We start from the raw sequence: 1,781 nt of genomic DNA, 5'->3' as shown, positions 1-1,781 counted from the left end.
ATGAGCGCGCCCTCGCTCTGGCTTGTGGATTTGACTTCCGGGTCGGCGTGCGGAGCCCCGCGCACAAGGAGGCGCTGGAGTTCGCGGCCCGCGATCTTAACGGACTCATCGTCGTCATGGAGTGGTGCTGAGATGCCGGCTACACAAAAAAATCAACTTGGCATGATCGTTTACGCGCCTGCACTCGTGGGCAATGATGGCCGCCCTTTGGCCGTTGTTCATGGAATGGAGCGCGCACTCCCTGGCTTGCGCCTGGATTGGACGATTTCCAGCGAGGGAAAGCGCATCCCAGTGCCGCAGCGCGAGGCATTTCTCGCCCGAGGGAGGTCAAACGGGCGTGGATTTCCGCTCCTCCGCAGCGGGGATGATGACTTCCGGGTCACTGTGACTGGATTGGAACTACCGGCGGGCAGCTCGCCGGGTGGTCAAGCCCAGCTTGATATTCATGCAGTGTTGCCTCTGACCGTAGACGGCATCGCAGCGGCAGCGGAGGTGCTGGAAGCCATTGCGGAGGGTGCTCGCGCGTTCTGGGGGCACGCAACGCCCTTCAGCGCAGGGGTGGACATCGCGCGCCAGACGAAGAATCGGCCAGACGACCTGGAGCCTCCACCCCGAGGGCTGCCGGTAATCAAGTCCCCTGGTGCCATGCGCTCACCTGAGATTCCGCATCACCTCGGGTGGCTGAACTACTGGTCGCCCGCTGCCGCAGAAGCCATCGGGTTTCCGGACCCGGCCCGCAACGCGGAGCTGCTGTCACGCTCACGGCGTACCGCGACGGGTGGGTGGGTCGTGCAGCTCACCGCTACGCCGCTCGACCTGGACAACCCCGCTCACCTGGACGCGCTTAAACGGGCCTACGAACGCTTCCCGGAGATTGGCGGACGCTCCACCCCTTGAGGCTCGGGCACGGCTCGCGGTGGCCGTGTTCAGGGCGCCGCCTGCTGGCTCACCGGGAACGTGACGTTCCCGAGGGTGACGGTACGGGGCCCCTGTGCTTCCCACAGCTTGAGGGTACAAGGGCAGCCGAGCTGCGCGCGCTCCCCTTCAATGCCCACCACGATGGCACCCGCCCCATTCGCGGGAATGGGTGCCTCTTGCCACCGGGCAAGCTCCACCTGTTCCCCCGTCGCGTCCACCAGCACCGCCCCCGCCAGCGTCCAGGGCTCCGCGCCGGGGTTAACGAGGCCCAGCCTCACGGCCACGCTTGCCGGGCGGGTCTCGCCCGTGGGCGTGTAGCTGTAACTCCGGGCTTCAACGAGCCACAGTGCGTTGGCTGGCTGCTCCCTCAGTGCGCACGCTGGCCTCCACCCCCTCCTGGGGTATCCCCGACGGGATTCGAACCCGTGGGCAGGGCGATAGAAAACCCCAAGCAGGATGCGCTGTTACCCGCTATCGCCTTGATTCTCCTTGGGTTCGTCATCCCGCCCCGTCCCATGCTGTTCCCCGGTGTACCACCGCAAACCACGCTGGAGGGGCTCACTGGGGGCACAATGGCCCCATCTTCCCGGCTTCGGCCATCCCCCGCCCCGGGCGGCGTGCGGCTGGCGGGCTCCTAATCTCGGGGCTTGCCGCGTTGGCTTCGGCGATTCTTGGGCTCCCCGAACAGGGACGATGACCGGCAGCCTACAGGCTGGGCGCGAGGCTTGGATGCCCCACACCCGTCCTGTTACGTTGGCCCCACCATGCGCGCTTTCCCACTTCTCAGGTGTGGCCTGCTTCTCTTCCTGATGGCTTCCCCAGCACTGGCCAGGGATGAGGCCGAAAAGCTCACGATTCGAACC

At 66.1% G+C, this 1,781-nt stretch carries 3 protein-coding genes; 2 read left to right on the top strand and 1 reads right to left on the bottom strand.

Annotation, left to right across the window (positions count from 1 at the left end; genetic code table 11):
* Both VF794_RS19995 and VF794_RS19990 read left to right on the top strand, forming a co-directional pair.
* Positions 1–131, top strand: a 131-nt coding sequence (locus tag VF794_RS19995; protein ID WP_331112756.1) for a DUF6310 domain-containing protein, incomplete at its 5' end; no start/stop codon positions are given.
* A 1-nt stretch (position 132) separates the two neighbouring features.
* Positions 133–897 carry a DUF5953 family protein gene (locus VF794_RS19990; RefSeq protein WP_331112752.1) on the top strand — a complete coding sequence of 255 codons (765 nt, stop codon included), beginning with the start codon at positions 133–135 and terminating at the stop codon, positions 895–897.
* 29 nt (positions 898–926) lie between these two features.
* On the opposite strand, the gene VF794_RS19985 is transcribed toward VF794_RS19990, so the two are convergent.
* Positions 927–1,196 carry a DUF2381 family protein gene (locus VF794_RS19985; protein ID WP_414640929.1) on the bottom strand — a complete coding sequence of 90 codons (270 nt, stop codon included), beginning with the start codon at positions 1,194–1,196 and terminating at the stop codon, positions 927–929.
* Positions 1,197–1,781: the final 585 nt, after the last annotated feature.

The organism is Archangium sp., from assembly GCF_036389735.1.
Taxonomy (GTDB): Bacteria; Myxococcota; Myxococcia; order Myxococcales; family Myxococcaceae; genus Archangium.
Note: the sequence above shows the minus strand (reverse complement) of the source record. Positions and strands in the feature narration are given on the sequence as shown.